The sequence below is a fragment of the Sphingopyxis sp. DBS4 genome (assembly GCF_024628865.1).
Lineage (GTDB): Bacteria > Pseudomonadota > Alphaproteobacteria > Sphingomonadales > Sphingomonadaceae > Sphingopyxis.
On the sequence record NZ_CP102384.1, the window covers coordinates 3210197 to 3230024 of the forward strand.

Here is a 19828-nt window from a genome sequence, read left to right on the forward strand (position 1 = left end):
AAGCGGTCCTTCATGCCCTTCGAAAGCCGGCTGTCAGCACAACCACGCGGTGTCCAGCCCCCTCCGTTGAGCCAGACCGCTACCTCACGGCGCGGCCTGGCCCAGGCACCATAGGCGAAGTTTTGCCGATCGGGTCAGGGCGCCGGAGTGCGGTTCGCAATCGCATCCTCGATCAGATCCTGCATGACCTGCTCGAGCTCGACGCCCTTGCGGTCGCCTCCGCTCGATATTTCGGTCGCGATCAGGGCATAATAGCCGGTCTCGCGATCGATCCAGCCGGTCCAGCCATAGGCGCCGGGCGAAGAGTTGATCTTCGACGTCGCGCACGCCGAGGGCGTGTCGCATTCGACGAAGGAGCCGAGCGCATATTCCCAGTTCACTGTGCTCGCCGGAACGAAAACACGCGGCAGTCCGATCGTGCGCGGCTGCGTGAAGGCCGTCATGTTGGTGATGAAGCTGCCGCCGAGGAACGCGCGCAGCAGTTTCGCATAGTCGCGCGGCGTGGAGAAGGCGCCGCCGGCCACCCACGGATTGGTTGGGACGGTCGCGGGGGGGTGGGGATCGTACCACGTGGTGCTTGACATCCCGAGCGGGATGGTGACGTGCTGCGCAAACAGTTCGTGGAAGTTCCGCTCGCGTGCTGGCGACGTTCCTGGTTCTATGCTTGTATCCTTGGCCTCCAAATACGCCCCTGCGACCTGAATGCCGTGAGGACCGTAGCTATATTGAGCACCAGGCGCATTGCCCGGGCGCAGGATGTCGTAGCGCAGGTCGTGGATGCTCTTGGCGCAGTTATAGAGACCAAAAGTCGGGAGAAGCTGGCAGCCGCCGACGAGCGGGCTCGCATTAAAGCCCGATGTCATCGACAGCGTATGCTTGAGTTTGACATCCTTCTTCGTTCCGCTCGTCGTCCAGAAGGCGAGTGGTGGCCGCATCGGATCGTCGAGCGTGGCAATGCCCGCCTGCACCATGCGCATGCCGAGCGCGCCAGCAAACCATTTGGAAGCCGAGGCGAGCGGTGTCACCCGGTCGATGCCAAAACTGCCCTTGTCGAATTCGAAAAGATAAGTGGGATCGGACGCGTTCCCGACAATGAAATAGCCACTAGCGACTTCGGTGTCAGCGACGATCGCGGCCTTCAGCGCTGTCCAGTCATAGGTGTAACCGCCGACGGTCGTTGTGAGGCTTGCGGTCGCGAGCGCCGACGCAGCGGATGCCGTCGCCTTGGCGGCGGACGGCGCGGGTGGCAGTTGGACCATCGGACGCGTTTCGCCGCCGTCGCTGCTCCCGAAGCCACTTTGCGCCGCAAAAACCGCTACGCCGACCAATGCGGCGCCGGCGGCAAGCCATATCGATTTCCGTCGTCCAGACATTTTATCTCTCCCAGCTTCGTTGCACGTTTCGAAACGGTGGGCCTGTTTGGCCGAGCGGGCTAAGGCCTGGGTTGGCCTGCCGCGAAATGGATTTTCAGCAGGTGGTCGAGTTGCGCCTTGCGAAAACCGGCGACGACGGCTGACCGGGGCGCGAGATGTGCGAGACGGTCGTCAGTCGGCTGGTACCGGGGCCAGTCAGGCACCAGCGCGCAGTCGGGTACGCCATTCTTCGCGAAAGCGACCCAGCAGGCGGACACGCCTTCGCCGAAGCGGCGATCCTCGTCGTCGACGGGGCCGGCGAGCGAAGCGAAATAGCCCAGCGTCCCGAAAATATAGGGAATTTCGGAGCCATGCCCGGCGCCCTTCGCCCGATCGCGGCGCGCTGCTGCAACATAGTCGAAATGATAGAGGTAGGACGGCGCGCCGGCGGACGTCCGCGCCGCGAGCCATCGCGACGGTGCGACGAACCAGGCGTCGCCCAGAATTTGGCGGGCCAGTTCGTCATCGGCGAGCCCGGTGCCATAGGCGGCGCGGCCCGCCGCCTGGTCGGGCCCGAGATAGGTGAGCGCGGCCGCCGGCGGCACGCCCATGGCGAGGATTACGCTGGCTTCGTTGCTGTTAGCGCCGACGAGGAGCGGCACGTCGATCGGCTCACTGCGCGCAAAAACGCGCCATGGCGCTTCGCGCACCAGCTCGCCGTCGAGAATGGGGCCGACCATCGCGCCCGGCGTCCGGACATCGCCGGCCGCGACGAGCGCGTCGGCCGAAAGCGCCCGGAGCGCGTCGATCGTCGCCGAAGGCGGCGCGCCGGCGCGAGCCGCCAATGCCGTGCCTAGCGCTTCCTGCTCGATAAGCGGGCGCGGGTCGAGTAGGCCGACGCCCGACTGTACGATGGCGCGCGCGAACAGGCCCTTGGCTTCGGAGTGGGCGAGGATCGTCGTCACGCCGATTGCCCCCGCGGACTCGCCGAACAAAGTGACCTTCCCCGGATCGCCACCAAAGGCTGCGATATTTTTCTGGACCCAGCGAAGGGCGGCCATCTGGTCCATGAGGCCATAATTGGCGAGCGCCTCGCGACGCGGCTTGGCTGCGCTCAGAGCCGGGTGGGCAAAATAGCCGAGTGCGCCGAGCCGGTAGTTGATCGTGACAAGAATGACCCCTTGCCTTGCGAAGGCTGTACCGTCGAAAGCCGGGAACGTACCCGACCCGATGACATGCGCACCGCCATGGATCCAGACCATGACGGGAAGTTTCCGCGCGCCGGCCGGGCGCCAGATATTGAGCTGTAGGCAGTCTTCGGATTGATCATCCGCTACTCCACCGGCGACGAGCGCAGGCCGCACCATCTGCGGGCAAGCGGGTCCGAACTTCGCGGCATTGCGAATACCCGCCCAGCGCGGCGGAGCCTGCGGCGCGCGCCAGCGGAGCGCGCCTACGGGAGGCGCAGCGAAGGGAATATCGAAAAAACGCTCGACTCCTGCCTCTGCAGCGCCCGTTAGTCGCCCCTGCGCCAGCGTCGCTTGCGGAGGGGCAACCGCCGCCGCGGCGGATGCTGAAGCGAGCAGCGTCGCGGCTCCAGCACATGCTGCCATGACCCATTGCCGCATTTCGCCGTCCCTTTCGTCTCGGCTGGCGGCCGCAGGCCGCGGGCAAGCATATCCCCTAGAAAGAAATGCGGCCCTCGACGCCTATCACCCGGGGTTGGCTGTAACGGTTGATCGTCGGCGCCTGGGCAACATAGTAGAGCTTGTCGAAGAGGTTGTTCGCGAAGGCGCTCACATTGACCTTTCCGAAGTCGACGCCGATGCGAAGATTGACGAGGACATAATTGTCGAGGTCGACCGACGTTGCGGTCAGCTCCTGCTTGCCACCCCATTGTCCGCTGACAAGCACATTGCTCGTCAAGGCAACGTCGCCGGTGACCGGATAGCGAAGATTGAGGTTCGCCGAGGCGAGCCAGTCGGGAACCTGCGCGAGATCGAGACCGTCGTATCGGCCCGTCTTGACCTTGCCGCCCTGCCGCGAGCCGCTGAGCGCGAGGCGGCCGTCGCCTTCTCCAAGGTCGAATCCGTGGCTATATTCTGCCTCGATACCCCAGCTCTTCGCATTACCGGCATTAGTGAGATAGGCGACCGCGGCGACCGGGCAGGCCGCGTTGGTCAGCGCGCATCCATCGTCGACCTGCGCGATCAGATCCTTGAGCTCGGTATAATATCCCGCGATTGCGAAATAGCCGCGCCGCACCGGGCTGCCCTTGATGCCGACCTCATAGGAGGTGCTGCTTTCGTTGCCGAACAGTACCTGTACCGGGCTCGGAGCGCGGGGATCGGACAGGCGCGTGTTGAAACCGCCGGCGCGGTAGCTGCTGCCGACCTTGCCATAGGCGAGAATATTTGGAGTAAGTTTGTACGAAAGCGTCGCATTGTAGGAGAGATTGTCGGCGCTGATGTTGTCGTCGATAATCCGCGATGACCCGCCTGTTGGCAGGCCTGTCGCGAGATCATAGAGCCGCGCGCTGATGCTCCGGCTGTCGCGTGTATAGCGGAGCTCGCCGGTCAAGTTGAGGCTGTCGGTGATATCGAAACCGAGCGAACCATAAGCCGCATAGCTTTCGAAATGGAGCCGGGCGGGGGCGATGTTGCCCGGAGAAGGATTGGCAAGCGTCGGCGTGCGCGTCGTCGTCACGGAGAAATCGCTGTCGAGCAGCAGCATCTCGGCGCCCACGAGCCAGGTCAGACGGTCGCTCGCGCCCGTCACATGGATGTCCTGCGAGAAATTGTCGGTGGTGTCGACGACATAGGAGGCGCCGCTCGGGTCGAGCGGGGTTAGCGCCCCGATCTGACCTGCAGCGCGCGCGCGCGCAAGTTCGGCCGGGCTCACCGCGTCATTGTCAAGGTCATATTCCGAGTGGCGCTTGCGAAAGGATGTTGTCGAGGTGAGGTCGGCGCCGCCCAAGTCCACGCGGATAATCGCCTGCAGTCCATCGACATCCTGGCTGGCACGGGGCGCCGTGTTCCAGGGATAGCGGAAGCGATCCTGGGTATATCCCCCCGGGAAGCCTGGCGTGCCGGCGGGGATGGAAATCTGATAATGAACCGCCGGGGTCGTCAGCCGCTGGGTCTCGGCCATGATGATCGCGTCGACGGGTCCGCGTTTGAGACGGATCTGGCCGCGCAGACCATGACCCTTCTGTTGGTCGAAATAGACGTCGTTGTCCGGATTGTAGAAGAAGCCCTTGTCCTGCTCGACGAGATCGCCGCTGAGACGGATCGCAAGACCTTCGGCAAGCGGAACATTGATCGCGCCTTGCGTCTGGAAGCTGTTATTCTCGAAGCCGTAGCGCGCACTCGCCCAGCCTGAGAGATCGAATTCGGGCTCGGCCGAAATGATATTGATCGCGCCGCCGACCGCGTTGCGGCCATAGAGTGCGCCCTGTGTCCCCCGCAGCACCTCGACCCGGCCGATATCGAGGAGATCGAGGCGGGTGAAGTTTCGCCCGCCCACGGGACCACCGGCGATATAGGCACCGTTGCGATACAGGCCGACGCTGGGATCGCCATTGGTCGCGCGCGCGGTCGACGAGGCGCGGATCGAAATCTCGGAAGTGATCGATGAGCTGAGATTGTTGAACCTGACGCTCGGCTGGTCTGCTAGCAATTCGCCGCTGCCGCTTGCGCCGCCGCGATCGGTGAGTGAGGTGATATCGATGACAGAAGCGGCTGTAGGAACGTCGGCGAGCCGCTCCTCGCGGCGCCGCGCCGTCACGACGATCGCGCCGTCATCGTTCGCTTCCGCCGCGTCCGGAAGAGCTTCGGGCGGTCTGTCTTGCGCGAAAGCAGGCGGAGCGACGGCTACCCAAATTGCGGCCGTGCAGAAAAGAAGGTTCGCCCTGCGTCCCATGGTCACTCTCCCCATTTTGTTATCGCAATTATTATCGATAATTTTGTGCAGAAAACGCGAGCGAGTCAAGCCGGAAAGCGCAATGTCATTGCACGTGGGTCACGGGTTTAGGAGACGACGGCGCTCAGCAGGTCGCGGACGCCCCGCGCCGTAGCGGCAAGCGGGTCAGGTGTGACGGTAGATAAATCGTCGGTCACAGCGTGGTGATGACGGTGTGCGCCAAAGATGCCAGCATGACGTGTGTAGCCGGCCTTTATCACTTCCGAGAGTTCGCCCGCTGTGCCTTCCGCCGAAGGATAGGCCATTTCCAACCCTGGCTGGCCTTTGAATATCTCGCGCGCACGCGCAACGAATTCGGGCGATGTCATGAGAAAACGATAGGGATCGGCACTCGGCAGCGGCAGCAAGCGCCCCGGCATTTCCTGATAGTCACGTGCTGCGGCATTGGCGCCGAGATGCAACCAGAAAGCCGTCTCGCTGGGGGCTGGACCAAACTTGTCGGCGATATGGCTCGCACCGAGATTCTCATATTCATGCCCGCTGTTGCACAGAAAGAGCAGGCTGTGCTGGGGAAACGCTCGGGGCATCCAGTCGGCGAGCGCGAGCCACATCGCGATGCCCGGCCCCCGCTCGCCGGCGCAATCGGTCCAGCCTGAACGCGGCGTCGAGACGACGAGCCAAGGGCGGCCGGAGCGAACGAGTCGCCCGATTATATTCTGAGCTGCCCGAGCCCCACCGCGCCCGCGCAGCGCTAATTTCGCCGCGGCACCGTGGCGCGCGGCTTCAATCACCGGGGCGGCGAGTCGCGGCGCGAGCAAGGCAAGTGGCTTTTCCGATACGGGATGACCGGCCGGGACATTGAGGAGCAAGGCCTCGCCCGTCGGCCCGGTCGTAATGAGAATGACCCCGCTCGCACCGCGCGCAAGCGCATCGGCGAGCGGCTCGCGCGCTGCACGATCTACGAGGCTCGACCAGCGGCGGAAAGGCAGGCGCACTACGGCGATCGCGCCGTCGAGGCGTTCAGGAATTTCTGCGAGGCGCAGCGGCGCAGCGAGTCCAGCCTCGCCGGTTTCGATGGCGAGCGGTTGTGCGACGAGCGGTATCGTGATGTCGCCGAGCCTGAGGTCGCAGCGCGAGGCCTCGAACCAAGGCACGTCAAACGTCTGGCGTTCGACTTCGAATCCGGCACTGGACAGCCGCTTCGCTGTCCAGTCGGCGGTCCAACGATCGCCCTCGCCGCCCGACTGCTTGTTGCCGGCCTCGGTATAGCTTTGGACGTCGGTGAAGAGGCGTTCGGAGCCGAACATGGTCAAATCCCGAGATACAGCGGCAGCGGAGTTAACCTGCAATGCGATCGGCGCCGCGAGGCCCGCCTTAAGCAACGTGCGGCGGTCGGTCGGGAGGCGGCTCATGTCACTTTTGCGCGGCGGCGGCTGGGCTTAGTCTTTGCGTGCCGGGCCTTATATTCCTCGAGTGCGCGCCCGAAACTATTCTGAGTAACGCCGATCAGATCGCGCGCCACCGCATCGGCGGCATCGCCATCGCGCGTGACGATATGGCGGCAAAGCGCGTCGTAGAGGATGGCCGATCGCTTCGCGGCGTCATTGCCATGCGTCTCGATATAGCTGTCGGTATAGACATTGTGCTGCCAGCGCGCGAGCAGCGCGACCCGGTCGAGGAGCTCCAGCGCGAGCGGCGCATTGCTCCGCTTGGCGATGAAGCGGCCGATGCGGTTCGAGACTTTGATATGCTCGAACGTATTTTCGGTGCGCTGGGTGACATCCTTATATTCGACCAGACGGTGCATCAGTTCGCGCCCGTCGCGATCCGTCATCTCGACCGCAGCCAGGCGGCAAACTACACCGAACAGGGATTTCCACAGCTCATAGACCTCGTTCGCGGCATGCTCGTCGATATCGATCACATAGGTTCCGCGCCACGGGACCACCTTCACGAGACCGATCCGCGCAAGATGACGGAATGCTTCGCGCACGGGCGCATGGCTCACCCCGAAGCGCGCGGCGATTTCGCGCTCGCGCAGCCACGATCCCGGCTGGATGCGCCATTCGACGATGTCGTCAGTCAAGAGACGCGCAATGACGCGGTCTTGAGTCGGTGCACTGTCGTCTTCGGTCTTCGTCGCGCCCATTTCTCTCCGTTCGGCTTTCCCTGCTACCGGCACCATCCTAATCGGACAGTGCACGCGAGCAATCGATGATTGCGAATGAAATTATTATCGATAATATCGAGAATGACAAGCACCAGAAAATGGGAGTCGGAACTTGAAGCGCACCATCCTCTTTTTCGCAGCAGCCGTTGCGGCACAGCCGGCCACGGCAGGCGAACCCGCTCCTCTTCCCGGCTGTGCCGCGGCGATCGCCTATTCCGAGGCAAACTCTGGCGTGGCGCTGCTGATCCTTGAGGATGGCGAGGTTCGATGCCGTTCTGCAGATATTGCGACACCGCAGGAACTCTGGTCGGGCACCAAGAGTCTTGTCGGGCTGATGGCGGCGGCGGCCGTACAGGACGGGCTTTTGACGCTCGACGAGCGGGCATCAGAGACGCTCGCTGAGTGGAAGGGCGACGCCGAAAAGGAACAGATCACGCTTCGCCAACTGCTGTCGATGACAGGTGGTCAGGCCTCAACCGTCGGGAGACCCCAAGGGTATTTGGACTCGGTCAAGGCACCGCTCGCGGCGGCACCGGGCGGGAAATTCCAGTATGGCCCTGCTCCGATGCAAGTCGTCGGCGAAATCATGCGCCGAAAGCTCGTCGCCAAAGGCGAGGACGGCAACCCTCGCCATTATATCGAGCGTCGCATTCTAATGCCGCTAGGCGTAACGGTCGGCGATTGGCGCAGCGGCCCCGATGGCGCACCGCTCATGCCGCAGGGCCTAGTGCTGGCCGCATCCGAGTGGGCGAAGATCGGCGAGTTCGTCCGCGGGGGCGGAAAGCTCGAAGGCAGGCCACTTGTCGACGAAGCGACATTCGGCGAGATGTTCCAGGGTAGCCAGGTCAATCCTGCCTACGGTCTCACTTGGTGGCTACCCCGTAGCACGCCGGCTGTCGATATTGTTACTCGGTCCACCGATATCACCAGTCATGCCGCCGAACTACCGGCGGATATGGTCGTCGCCGCCGGCGCGGGCGATCAACGCCTCTATATCATTCCGTCGCTTCGGCTTACGATCGTGAGGCAGGCGAAACTCGACATTGCCGCCTTAGCGGCGGGGAAAAAAGGTGATTGGTCCGATTGGCGGTTCCTGTCGCTGTTGCTGAAACCAGCGAGTGAATAATTTGAAACGCGGGCGAGAACATCTCGGGGGCGATCGAACCTAAGCCGTGCCGCTGCAATATGATCATTGAGAATTGCTGGCTGAATGCAATCGCGGCCCGTGGAGTTTGCCCATGGGCCAGCATGATGACGGTCATTGACAGCCAGCGCGGCGATCGGAACCGAGAGGCGGAACCGTGCGCGCGACGGCGCAGTGGGGCGAAGAAGGATGCAGCATGTTGCGGGGATTGATGCAGGACGCGCCGCTGCTGATCAGCGGAATATTGGAATATGCAGCGCGCGCGCACGGCAAGAGGGAGATCGTCTCGAAGGCTGTCGTGGAGCCGGTTTGGCGGTATGACTGGCACCGCTGCGATCAGCGTGCGCGTCAGGCTGCGCAGGCCCTTGGCGTCCTCGGGATTGCGACGGGCGACGGCGTCTCCTCGCTCGCCTGGAACACTCCCACCGCCACCTCGAACTCTTCTATGCGGCGCCGGGCATGGGCGCCGTATTGCACACCGCCAACCCGCGTCTCAGCGACAAGCAGATCGCCTTCACTATCGCTCATGCAGGGAGCCGCATTCTCTTCTTCGAGCCCAATCTAGCCGAGCTCGTCGCACGGCTGCGTCCTCTCCTTCCGGGTATCGAGCGCTATGTCCTTCTCGCGGAGCGCGGAACGATCGCGCCAGATGTTGCCGACACGTTGAACTACGAAGCGTTGCTGGCAAGCGAGGACGGAGCCCTCACCTGGATGAGCTTCGATGAAAAGGCAGCCGCATTTCTTTGCTACACTTCGGGGACGACGGGCGACCCCAAGGGCGTCCTATACAGCCACCGCTCAATCGTTCTTCACGGGATGGCGGCCGGTCTAAGCAGTGCCTTCGGGTTCAGCGCTTTTGATGTCATCATGCCCTGCTCGTCCATGTATCATGCAACGGCATGGGGACTTCCCTTCACGGCAGCGATCAACGGCTGCAAGCTAGTGCTTCCTTGTGACAGGATGGACGGTGCCAGTCTTGCCGACCTGATCAACGAAGAGGGCGTCACCTTTTCGGGTGGTGTGCCGACGATCTGGACCTTGTACCTCGCTCATCTCGACACTACGGGGACGGGGGTCGGCAATCTCAAGCGCCTCGTGATTGGGGGCTCGGCCGTCCCCCGGGCGATGGCCGAGACATTCCGAGCCAAATATGGTGTCACTGTGCTGCAGCTCTGGGGCATGACCGAAACCAATCCGCTCGGCGTGATTTCGACGCCCTCCCCGCTCCTGATGGCCGAAGGCGAGGATTTCGCGAACGACCTCCCGCTGACGAAGCAGGGTCGCATGCAATTTGGCATCGAACTGCGCATTATCGACGGCGATGGCACGCCGCTCCCCTGGGACGGTGAGCAGGCGGGTGCGCTCCAGGTCCGCGGACCGTGGGTCGTCGATCGCTATTTCCCCGATATTGAGGGCGCCGGGAGCGATGGCTGGTACGACACCGGGGACATCGGTACGATCGATCGCTTCGGCTTTCTCCGGCTGACCGACCGCGAGAAAGATGTGATCAAGTCCGGGGGCGAATGGATCAGCTCGATTGATATCGAGAATGCGGCGGTTGGGTACCCCGGCGTCCGGGTCCCGGCGGTCGTTGGCGTATATCATCCAAAATGGGAAGAGCGCCCCCTTCTCGTGATCGAAACGCATGAAGGTCAAGCCGTCACAGCCGACGCAATTCGCGCGCATCTGGAGACGAAGGTTGTTCGTTGGTGGCTGCCGGACGACATCCTGTTCGCGACAGTACCGCTCACTGCAACGGGAAAGATCGACAAAAAGGCCTTACGCGAAGCGTATCGTAACCAACTCGCCTAGATGAGATCACACTGCGTCCATTCCGTGCGAATGGCAGCGATCCTTTCAGGCGGGATAATTTCAGCGGGCCTCGTGAGTCTTGCATAAGCCCGGGCAATCTCGGTCGGGCTGTCCAAGGCAAAGCGCTCTACGCTTGCAGCGCGGTCAAGGTATGGCCAAGATGAGGCATGGCGTCGACCCAAAAAACCAAAGAACCAGCTTCCGGACGAACAGGGAGGCCCACTCGACAAGCCTCGCAAGCACTTTCGAGGAAAATTCTCCGTGTCGCCCGCGATGTCTTCTTTGCCGACGGATTCGGTCGTTCAACGGCTGAACGGATTGCTGCAAAAGCAGGCATCTCCAAGCGCACGTTGTACGCCCGTTACGGGGACAAAAAGCTGCTTTTCGAAGCGGCAATACTCATGGAAATCGAGGATCGGCTCTCCTTCCTTGAACAGCACGTTCCCGAACATGGCGACGTTCGGCTCGAGCTTGAAGAGCTGTCCGATGAACTGCTATCCTGGATGCTTACCGACATTCACGTCGCGTTGGAACGCGTTGTAATGGCTGAGGCTGCACGTTTTCCCGCTTTAGCGCGAAACCTTTACGAATTCGGCGTAGGACGCACGACGAGATTGGTGGCAGAGGTCTTGCGCAAAGCCGAGGAGAGGGGAGAAATCAGGGTGTCAGACGCGAATTTTGCTGCGGAGCAGTTTATCTCCAGCGTCATTTTGTCACCTTTTCGTCGGGCCGCTCTTGGAGTGGGAGTGACCAGTCACAATGAAACCTCTTCAGCCCGAATGAGGCAAGCTGTCGATCTATTTGTGTACGGCTGCCGCCCCTCCCTGAAGGGGAGCCACCCATAACATTCCCGCTTCATCTTGGGCTGGGCCGTTGTCCCGACTAAGTTTCCATTGGCTTCACGCTAGTTGATCGCCGCAGCCGTCCAACTCGCGATTTCGTCGGCCATTTCAAGGCTCGCGCGATCAAAGGCTTCGACGATACTCGAAACGCTATTTGCACTTGCTGACCTATCAAGGACGATGCGCGTGACTGCCAGTGGTTCCGATTCTTTGGATCGGCTTAGTTCCACTTGCGCGGCGATGCGAATGATCGGGGCCGCGTCGGGCCCCTGGTCGTAATAGGCTGCAAAAGAAGAAAGCCGTGCGGATAGGACGTAATGATCGGAAGCAACGCTCTGGACAGGGATATATGCGTGATCGATTTTGCGCGCTACGCTTCCGGCAATAGCCTCGCGGATCATCTCGGGCGCAGGCCTCATCCACCGTGCTTTGGCCAGATACGTGACTTCGCGATTCTCGATCGTGAGGATCCTGTCTCCATCGGCCCCAGGCGGAAGCGTCGGTCGCGTAATATACACCGGAATCCACTGTCGTGCAATTTCACGCTCCGGTACGGGCGTGCTACTGATCCGGTACAACGTCGATTTGCCGCCAGTTCCCAGAATATTCCCGCAACCAGAAAGGCAAATTAGCGCGCCCATCAGCAAAAACATTCTTGCAGAGATCGTTTTCATTGGGGGAGCTTCCTTTCACGAGGGGTCCGTCGTAGCTGGCCGGCGAGCTGCTCGATTTCCTGCGCCGCGCTATCGAGCGATTTCAAAGTTGCAGCAATCCCGGAGCCGTCGGGCGCCGCCAATCCACTCGCGGCGTCATCAAGCCTGTGAATGACCACCCTCGCCTCGGCGATCCCCTCTCGAAGATCTCGAGCGGCTGCCGAGACATCGGCAAACGTCTTGCGACCGTCGCCATCGATCGCCGTGCGCGCCGATGCGGCCGCGGCCTCGATATCGGCCGCCGCCCGGTCCAGGCGTGCAAACGCTTGTTCAGCCTTGCTGAACATTCCGCGACTAGATCGCAATTCCGCCGTGGTAGCTGTTACATTCGCAATAGCAGCCGAAACATTTTCGATATTCTCGTCGGACAAGGTCCGGTTGACCCTTTCCAGGGCCTGCGAAGCATCCGCCAACAATGCGCCACCTCCATCCATCAGGGATTGTAGCGAACTTTTTTCCGCCTTAATCACTGGGAGCGCTTCCTTGGAAACCTCCTTCAACAACGGCTTAGAGGGCGTCCCCGCACTGATCTGGATGTAGCTTCCGCCGGTTATGCCTTGCGACTCCGTCGCGGCGGTAGAATCGACGCGCACAGGCGTATCCTCGCGCAGGCGCACTCCTGCAAGCACCCTGTTTGGATTTCTGGGATCAAGACTAATACGCGTGATTTCTCCCACCGGAATTCCGTTGAACTGCACCTCGCCTCCCTCGCTCAGCCCGCGGACAGGACCATCGAAAATGATCCGATACTCGTCGAAATCACGCGCGAATTGGGATTGACCGAGCCAGAGGATGAAGCCGAAAGCCGCCGCTAGCAGAGCCAGCGTCAGGCCCCCAATCAGACCGTAGTTCGCGTCGCGTTCCATTAGCGGTTCCTTTCCTTGGCGCGCTCCGCCCGCCCTCCCAAAAACGCCCTGATCCAAGGATGGTCAGACCTCTCAAGTTCCGCGATTGGCGAAACCTCGACAATTTTCTGATCCGCAACCACGGCCACGCGGTCGCTGATGGAATACAGGCTGTCGAGATCATGGGTCACCATCACGACAGTAAGCCCCAGCGTGTCGCTCAGCGTCCGTATCAGCTGGTCAAATTCCGCGGCTGCGATCGGGTCGAGGCCCGAAGTGGGTTCGTCAAGGAACAGCAATTCTGGATCGAGCGCCAAGGCCCTCGCTACGCTTACACGTTTTCGCATTCCGCCTGAAAGTTCAGCGGGCATTTGCCGGCCCACCTCGGCATCGAGTCCGACAAGGCCGATTTTCATCAGAGCCACGGCCTCGAGCCACGGCTCTCTAAGACGGGTATGTTCGATGAGAGGAGCCTCGACATTTTCTTGCACACTAAGAGAAGAAAAAAGCGCGCCATTTTGAAACATGACGCCAATTCGGTGATTAATTTCCGTACGATCAAAGCGACTCCCAATTTTTTTCTGAAAGATTTCGATTGTCCCATGGCTAGGCGCAATCAGGCCCAAAATGGTGTTCATCAGGACGGATTTTCCACTACCGGACCCTCCGACGACACCAAGAATCTCGCCACGATGGACTTCTAGGTTCAAATCCTGGTGGATAATGTGATCGCCAAATCGGGTTTTAAGATTCTCCACCCGAATAACGACGTCCGGATCGCAAATCATATTTCGAGCACGTTGAAGAGAATTGCAAAGGCGGCATCCAGAAGGATGATTGCGAATAGCGCTTGGACAACGGCGACGGTCACCCGCCCGCCCAGATCCTCAACATCTCCGCGTACCGAAAGGCCGTGGCGACATCCGGCAAGCGCAATCACAATGGCCAGCACCGGTACTTTTGCCATTCCAACCCAGAAGTGTCGGATATCGACCGCAGCCGAGAGTCGTTCGGCGAAATATGTCGGGCTCACGTCGAGTATGCCCCAGCTGACGACAAGCCCGCCGGCCAACCCAGCCAGCATGGCAACAATCGCCAGGAGGGGCATAATTACAAGCAATGCCAATACGCGTGGCACAACCAGCGCGTCGAACAGGTCGATGCCCATCACCTTCATTGCCTGCGTCTCTTGATTCATTCGCATTGCGCCGATCTGGGCCGCGAAAGTGGAAGCGGACCGACCGGCAAGTAGTATCGCGGGAATGAGGACGCCGAACTCGCGGAGGACGGATATGCCAACCAGTTCGACGACCAGTTCCGATGCACCCAATGTCTTGAGCAGATCGCTTCCTATGAGAGCCACTACTGCGCCGATAAAGAATGTCATGATCGCTATGAGTGGCAGCGCATCGAAGCCGGCCTTCTGAATTGACGACGCCAGTGCGATCAGTCGCATCCTTTTGGGATGTGCAAGAGATTTCATGAGCGCCACCTCAAGTTGCCCGAGAAATCGAGCGCTTGCGCCGATTTCCTGGACAGCTCGATAAACTTTTTGGCCAAGACGCACGTGAAATGGGGGAGTTTTGATAGACGGGACATCGCGGTCGGCCATGGCCGAGCCCACCAGCGCGAACAGATCAGCAAGATTGGCGGGCAGGTCTGCGGTAAATGCCGCATTGGGTGCGAGAGTCAGGATGGCGAGCGCGCCTGCGCTGTCTATCCTTCCCAGGTTTCCGAAGTCGCTTGAGAAGGAGAGGTTCGAGGGACTCAGAACATGCCCGGAAAGGCCTGCGATCGAAATCGCTGTCCAGTCACCTTCAACGACCAACGTTGAAATGCCATCTCCTTCGCGAACGAAGATGTTCGGTGCTGTGCGCGCATTCATCGCAGCAAGTCTCCAACCGGTGTCGGGAGAGCGGATCGCCCGTGGCAACTTCCTCTCCCATAGCCCGTCGTCGAGCGGATCATGCCAGCAAGCGGGACCACTGACCCCACACATTTAACCATGCCGATCCACACATCGCGCCTTGCCTCAATGACATTATGTAGACGTCAGCGTAGCGTTATATCAGGTCGCTTGCAAGGAGTATGCTGCGCACAAATCGGCCGACAGATCGTTTGAATAAGCACAGGATACTCTTGCTAAGGTTAGATAAAATTGTCAGGTGAAATCCCTATGAGATTCTTTCTGAACCGATATCGCACCTTGGAGTTTATATTAACAACACTCGTAGGTGACATTAAATCTTTGCTTGCATTTGCCATCCCAGGCCGAGTGATTTTTGCAGGGCGATCCATGACAGCGTGAGCGCCGCCTTTCCCCGGACGAGGTCGGTTGCCGCCTGCTCCTGTTTGCGAAGCGTGCGATTTAGGTCAGCGCGCGAGATCACTCCGCCGGCAAATCGTTGTCGATCAAGATCGGCTGCGCCATCTGCCTGGGACTTGATCTGCGCGAACGCCACCAGGGCAGAGCGCTGCTGGCCAAAGCGCGACAACGCGCGCTCGGCGTCCTGAAGTGCAGAAAGCACTGTCTGTCGATAGTTGGCAACCGCCTCGGCACGGGCGGCGCTCGCCTGATCGACCGAGGCATCGACCCTTCCGAAATCGAGGAAGTTCCACTGCAGCTGCGGAATAGCGAGAATTGACGGGTTGCTCACATCAAAGAGATCGTCTGGCGACGTTCCGCCAAGTCCCAAGATTCCCATGAATGACAGCTTCGGAAATCGTGCGGCCTCCGCAACACCGATCCGAGCCGTTGCTGCCGCCAGGCTGCGTTCGGCCGCGCGGATGTCGGGCCGACGTGCGACAAGGTTTGAGGGGTCGCCCACCGCGACCTGTTCCGGCGGGAGGGGAACATCGAAGATCTGTTTCAGCGCTTCGTCCGTTGTCCCTGGGATCTGCCCAGCTAAAATGGCAAGCGCATCGAGCAATACCGCCGTGTCAGCTTCGGCCTCGGCGAGCTGAGACTTGAGCAACTCGAGCTCGGCATTTGCATTGCCGAGAGGGAACAGGGGCAAAACGCCTTGCTGATACCGTTGATAGGTTAGCGAGAGGATTTGATGCTGCAACTCGCACTCGGTTCGGTACGCTTTGGCTCGAAACTGGGCCTCGCGCAGGTTGACATAGGCATTGGCGACTTCGGCGGTCAGCTGGACCTTGGCATCCTCCACATTGGCAACCGCTGCCGCTGCCTGAGCGTTGCCGGCCTCGATCCGTCGCTGCGTTCCTCCTGCGAAATCCAGCTCCCAGTTAGCGTTGAGCCCGAGATTGTAGACACTGAGGCTATCATCCGCCTGTCCCTGCGGACTAACAGGCGCGCTCGCCGAAGGCGGGGCACTGTTCTGAATATCAAGGCCCGGCAAGCGGCCCTGAATAGCCGTCGCCTGGGTTCCAAGCGTCGGAAATCTTCCGGCCTTCTCCTGTCTCACGGATGCCCGCGCCTGCGCGATCCGCGCTTGCGCAGCCTGAAGCGAAGGATTGTCCGATAACGCGGCCTCGATAAGCCTGTTCAATTCCGGATCGTTCAAAAGGAGCCACCAATCTGCCAGCTCGGGCTCGGCATCGCTGACGTTACCGCCGGCACGGACAAAGCCGTCATTTCGGTTCGCCGAGAATACTTCTGGAGGCCCGGCGTAGTCTGGGCCCGCGACACAACCGGCCAGCAGAAACGAGGCGAGAAGCGATATTACAGATTTTTTTATCATATCAGGCTCAGTGCATCGAAAGGGAAACATTCCTGGGAAGCGGCTTCAAAAAGATGACCAAAGGAACGGTCATCAAGGTTAGGACGCCCATCGCCAAGAACACATCATTGTAGGTCATTACGAACGCGTCCCGCTGGATGGTCCGGCCTAGCATCGACATGGCACCCTCCATCCCGCCGAAGCTTTTCGCGAGTTCATCAAGATAAATCTGGAGCGAAACACTGTTGGCATTCAGCGTTTCTTCCATGCGCCGGCTATGGTGCCAGATCCGCTGGTCCTGAAACGAAGCCAGTCCGGCCAAAGCGAAAGATCCTCCGAGATTTCGAGCGGCGTTAAAAATACCGGAGGCATCGCCAGCATCTGTATTTGCCACTGAGGCTACGGTAGCCTGGTTCAGGAACATCATGGACAGAATCATGCCAACACCCCGAATAAGCTGGCTTTCGATGAATACGGCGCCCCCGGATTCCGCGGTGAGGCTTATGCTGACGAAACAGCTGGCCGCCATCAGAAGCATTGCGACTCCGACGGCAATGCGGATGTGGAGCCTACGGATCATTAAGGGCAGGATCGGCATAAGCACAAAGGCCGGAATACCCATCCAAAATATAACGAGCCCGGTTTGAAAAGCGTTATAATCCGATATGATCGCAAGAAATTGGGGAATGACGTAGGTCGAACCATACATCACCATTCCCAAGGCGAGAGCCATCACCGCAACGCTTCCGAATTGGCGATTGAGAAGGAGGCGGAGTTTCAGGACGGGCTTGGACGCATTCAGCTGCCCGTAGATCAGTGAAGCGAAACCGATGACGGCAATGAGGGCCAGCCAGCGAATAAGAGCGGATTCAAACCATTCCTCGCGATGCCCCTCCTCAAGCAACACAGTCAAAGCGCCCAACCCCAGAATCAGGCCGGCAATGCCCGCCCAATCAGCATCGGTCAGATACTCCCACTTCGGCTCTTCGTGAGGAAGCCCGACGAATAGCAGCAGCAGCAGCACAGCGCAGATTGGAACATTGACAAAGAAGGCATAGTGCCAGCTCAAATTTTCGGTCAGCCAGCCACCGATCAGCGGCCCCATGACCGGACCCAGAATCACTGTCATGCCGAACAGCGCCATGCCGATCGGCTGTTGATGGGGCGGCAATCTTTTCGCCACGATGGTCATCGCAGTCGGTATCAGCGCACCACCCATGAAACCCTGACCCGTGCGACCGATGATCATGGTCGTGAGGTCGGTCGCCATACCGCAAAGAATTGAAAAGCCGGTGAACGCGGAAACCGCAATGATGAGCAGATTTCGCAGTCCAAAAAGGCGTTCAAGCCAGGCGCTAAGCGGAATTACCACGATTTCGGCTACGAGAAATGCGGTGGCAATCCAGGTTCCCTCGGTGCCGCTGGCTCCGATTTCGCCCTGGATCACCGGAAGCGCGGAATTGACGATAGAGATATCGAGTGTTGCGAGCATGGCGCCAAGTGCGCCCGCTGCGACCGCTATCCACGCGGTGATATCGGCATTCCGCCTGTCTGCAGTCGGAGTACCAGAGGCGCTGTTCGATGCCAACTCGGCGGTCATTTGTCGGTACTCGAGATCTCTTTCAGCTCTCCGGCAGCATTTCGCGTGTCGACAACTGCCACAACCGACATGCCCGGGACGAGCAGACGACGCACTTTGGGCGAGGCTATTATCGCGATACGAACCGTTATCCGCTGAACAATCTTGGTGAAATTCCCTGTGGCGTTTTCGGGCGGCAGGATTGAAAATTCTGCTCCGGTTCCGGGGGAGATGCTCTCAACGCGTCCGGCAATCTCAAAGTCGGGAAGTGCGTCGACCTCGAGCTTGACCGGTTGCCCCGCCCGCAAAAGGCCGACCTGCGTCTCCTTGAAATTAGCGATGACGTAGATTTCGTTTACCGGAACCACCGTCATCAATCGCTGGCCGGGCTGAACGAATTGGCCGACCCTTACTGTTAGATCGCCAACGCGACCTCCCTTGCTGGCTCGCAGCAGGGTCGATGTGACATCTAGGTCGGCCGCTTCCAGCTGCGCGCGGGCCGCGTCAGCTTGGGCTTCGGTCTGGTCGATCTGTTTGAACAAGGTGGCCCTCCGACCGTTGGCGGCAGAGACTGCTGCCTGGGCAGCAACAAAGTCGGCGTGCGCTTGCTGCGCCTGTGTCTCATATTGTTGAAGCTTTTCTCGCGGCTCCGCACCGGTCGCGGCGAGGGGGCGATACCTCGCTACCTGCTCATTGGCGAGGTCGAGCGCCGCGCGCTTGGCGGCGAGTTGGGCCCGCGCCTGTCGAATCGCTGAGTCCTGTTCGGTTACTTGCGAGCGGATTGTGTCGGCGCCGGCCAGCGTCGCCGCAATCTGCGCACGCGCCTGTTGCGCCTGGGCTCTATAATCTCGCACATCCAGTTGCACGAGCGCCTCGCCGGGACTGACCCACCCGTTCTCAGAGACGAGCACCGCGTCCACGTATCCGGCCACTTTTGATGAAACCACAACGCTGTCGGCCGCGACATAGGCGTTGTCGGTCGACTGCATGTACTGCCCATAGGTGACATGCCTGTAATACCACCAACCACCTGCAATCAGCGCAGCAGTGATGGCTATGATGAGGATGAGGCGAAATTTGGGTTGCGATTTCAGGCTGGATGCGGGCGCGCGATCCTGTTCCCGCTCATTTGGTTCGTCGGTCATCTGCCTCTTTCGAAGGATTTTGGACATGTGCTAAGTCGCTTCATGGCGTGGCGTAGACCGTTCCATCCAGTTAGTAAAATCGTTTAGTAATTTGCGTTTTGGCATTCCCACGAAACGGACTAGGCAGCGGTATGAACGCAAATCTCGACACAATGCCGCCACGGCTTCGCGAAGGCGCCCTCACCGACGACGACCGTATGCTATATTTGATGGACGAGATTAGTCGGGGGGCGAGGCGCGCTTATGACGCACGGATTGCCAAGAGCGGCCTCAATCAGACGCAGTGGCGCATCATCGGACAACTTCTCCGCGAACCATCGTTGACGCAGGCCGGAATTGCCAAGCGACTAGAGTTGGAATCCGCCACGATCGGTCAAGCCGTCGCTGGCCTTTGTGAGAAAGGATTGATGGAAAGGCGACGAGCCAAAACGGACGGCCGGGCATGGCAGCTCATCCTGACCCAGGAGCTCGACAGGTTGTTGCCCCAACTGAGAGAATCCGCGGACGGGCTGCATAGGGTCTTATGGCGGAACGCCACGCGCGACGAAAAACGGACGTTGCTGGACATTCTTGTGCGGATTGCGTCGAATCTCGATCAGAGCCGGACCGATGCGGAATAGGA

16 protein-coding genes are annotated in these 19828 nt (G+C 60.3%); 4 read left to right on the forward strand and 12 right to left on the reverse strand.

Features of this window, described 5'->3' with window-relative positions:
• Window positions 1-134 precede the first annotated feature (134 nt).
• The 5 genes from NP825_RS15400 to NP825_RS15420 form a co-directional block, all read right to left on the reverse strand.
• A complete protein-coding gene (locus tag NP825_RS15400) occupies window positions 135-1373 on the reverse strand; it encodes a serine hydrolase (protein WP_058539115.1) in 1239 nt (412 codons plus the stop codon).
• A gap of 59 nt (window positions 1374-1432) precedes the next feature.
• Window positions 1433-2980, reverse strand: a complete 1548-nt coding sequence (locus tag NP825_RS15405) for a carboxylesterase/lipase family protein (RefSeq protein ID WP_037557617.1) — start codon at window positions 2978-2980, stop codon at window positions 1433-1435.
• A gap of 55 nt (window positions 2981-3035) precedes the next feature.
• Window positions 3036-5138 carry a TonB-dependent receptor gene (locus NP825_RS15410; RefSeq protein ID WP_161786579.1) on the reverse strand — a complete coding sequence of 701 codons (2103 nt, stop codon included), beginning with the start codon at window positions 5136-5138 and terminating at the stop codon, window positions 3036-3038.
• Between the two features lie 242 nt (window positions 5139-5380).
• Window positions 5381-6685 (reverse strand): hypothetical protein, encoded by a 1305-nt coding sequence (locus NP825_RS15415; protein WP_037557615.1) that lies wholly within the window; start codon window positions 6683-6685, stop codon window positions 5381-5383.
• Entirely contained in the window at window positions 6682-7359 is a 678-nt protein-coding gene (locus tag NP825_RS15420) for a GntR family transcriptional regulator (protein WP_197411506.1), read from the reverse strand. The genes NP825_RS15415 and NP825_RS15420 overlap by 4 nt, the downstream gene beginning before the upstream one ends.
• Window positions 7360-7555: 196 nt before the next feature.
• Between NP825_RS15420 and NP825_RS15425 the strand changes: the two genes are divergently transcribed.
• The 3 genes from NP825_RS15425 to NP825_RS15435 all read left to right on the forward strand — a co-directional run bounded on the left by NP825_RS15425 (window position 7556) and on the right by NP825_RS15435 (window position 11244).
• Window positions 7556-8569 (forward strand): serine hydrolase, encoded by a 1014-nt coding sequence (locus tag NP825_RS15425; protein WP_037557614.1) that lies wholly within the window; start codon window positions 7556-7558, stop codon window positions 8567-8569.
• Between the two features lie 477 nt (window positions 8570-9046).
• Complete coding sequence (locus tag NP825_RS15430; RefSeq protein ID WP_231732773.1) at window positions 9047-10399, forward strand: AMP-binding protein; 1353 nt, start codon at window positions 9047-9049, stop codon at window positions 10397-10399.
• A gap of 167 nt (window positions 10400-10566) precedes the next feature.
• On the forward strand, window positions 10567-11244 hold the full coding sequence (locus NP825_RS15435) for a TetR/AcrR family transcriptional regulator (RefSeq protein ID WP_037557613.1): 678 nt from the start codon (window positions 10567-10569) through the stop codon (window positions 11242-11244).
• 59 nt (window positions 11245-11303) lie between these two features.
• On the opposite strand, the gene NP825_RS15440 is transcribed toward NP825_RS15435, so the two are convergent.
• The 7 genes from NP825_RS15440 to NP825_RS15470 form a co-directional block, all read right to left on the reverse strand.
• Window positions 11304-11915, reverse strand: coding sequence for an ABC-type transport auxiliary lipoprotein family protein (locus tag NP825_RS15440; protein WP_058801017.1), 612 nt, complete (start codon window positions 11913-11915; stop codon window positions 11304-11306).
• Complete coding sequence (locus NP825_RS15445; RefSeq protein WP_037557611.1) at window positions 11912-12820, reverse strand: MlaD family protein; 909 nt, start codon at window positions 12818-12820, stop codon at window positions 11912-11914. The genes NP825_RS15440 and NP825_RS15445 overlap by 4 nt, the downstream gene beginning before the upstream one ends.
• A complete protein-coding gene (locus tag NP825_RS15450; RefSeq protein ID WP_257545149.1) occupies window positions 12820-13557 on the reverse strand; it encodes an ABC transporter ATP-binding protein in 738 nt (245 codons plus the stop codon). Before NP825_RS15450 ends, NP825_RS15445 begins: the two co-directional genes overlap by 1 nt.
• Before the next feature lie 26 nt (window positions 13558-13583).
• The gene (locus tag NP825_RS15455; RefSeq protein WP_161786578.1) at window positions 13584-14732 is read right to left on the reverse strand and encodes an ABC transporter permease; all 1149 of its coding nucleotides are present in this window, start codon (window positions 14730-14732) and stop codon (window positions 13584-13586) included.
• A 307-nt stretch (window positions 14733-15039) separates the two neighbouring features.
• Window positions 15040-16503, reverse strand: a complete 1464-nt coding sequence (locus NP825_RS15460; protein WP_037557608.1) for an efflux transporter outer membrane subunit — start codon at window positions 16501-16503, stop codon at window positions 15040-15042.
• A gap of 7 nt (window positions 16504-16510) precedes the next feature.
• Window positions 16511-18082 carry an MDR family MFS transporter gene (locus NP825_RS15465; protein ID WP_137752007.1) on the reverse strand — a complete coding sequence of 524 codons (1572 nt, stop codon included), beginning with the start codon at window positions 18080-18082 and terminating at the stop codon, window positions 16511-16513.
• A complete protein-coding gene (locus tag NP825_RS15470) occupies window positions 18079-19206 on the reverse strand; it encodes an HlyD family secretion protein (RefSeq protein WP_037557697.1) in 1128 nt (375 codons plus the stop codon). Before NP825_RS15470 ends, NP825_RS15465 begins: the two co-directional genes overlap by 4 nt.
• Before the next feature lie 131 nt (window positions 19207-19337).
• Here NP825_RS15470 and NP825_RS15475 point away from each other — a divergent pair, with 131 nt between their 5' ends.
• The gene (locus tag NP825_RS15475; RefSeq protein ID WP_052182484.1) at window positions 19338-19826 is read left to right on the forward strand and encodes a MarR family winged helix-turn-helix transcriptional regulator; all 489 of its coding nucleotides are present in this window, start codon (window positions 19338-19340) and stop codon (window positions 19824-19826) included.
• Window positions 19827-19828 lie beyond the last annotated feature (2 nt).